This is a genomic window from Vibrio sp. 1078-1 (assembly GCF_033340475.1).
Map to the genome: position 1 here is coordinate 1 of NZ_JAWOWM010000524.1, position 623 is coordinate 623.

1 protein-coding gene is annotated in these 623 nt (G+C 45.1%); it reads left to right on the top strand.

Annotated elements, in window-relative coordinates:
* Positions 1-623 (top strand): methyl-accepting chemotaxis protein (locus tag R7190_RS28570; protein WP_318138021.1); only part of this gene is annotated, 623 nt, incomplete at both ends.

Genomic DNA, 623 nt, shown 5'->3' on the forward strand with positions numbered 1-623 from the left:
TTAAGATGTCTATCAACGACAAAATGTGGGTTATTTTCCTCCTATTTCTGGTGGCACTCACTTCGGTAGCAGGAAGCCGATACCTAAATGATTTGCATCAGTTCGAGCAACAATCTATCGCCAACGTGCAAGCAAAACTAGATGGCATCATCGAAGCTAATCCCACAGATATCTATCAAATTACTGGTATCTCAAAAGCCAACCATCAACAAAAAAGCTTGTTTGCAGATGGTGTTACCACGGTTTATGGCACAACCTCTGCGGGTGAGCTTGTTCGATTGACCGAGCACGCTGGCAATCAATACAACGCCCTGCGCTCCGACGCCCTTACCTCTTTCCTTCTTAGTTTTCTATGGGTTTTACCGTTTGCAGTATTTTGCTATTGGGTAGCGACATTCATCGGAGGTGCTTTGTGGGTGCTATACACCACAACAGAGAAAATTGGTGACGGTGACTTAACTTCTCGATTGGGCTTTCACCCTGGCCGTGACGAGTTTGGCACCATTGGCTGCGCACTAGATAAGTCGATGGATACATTAAGCGAACTGGTCAATAGCGTAAAAGAAAACGCCAATACGCTAAGTGAAACGTCATCTGCATTTGAACAAGACATGAAACTGAGC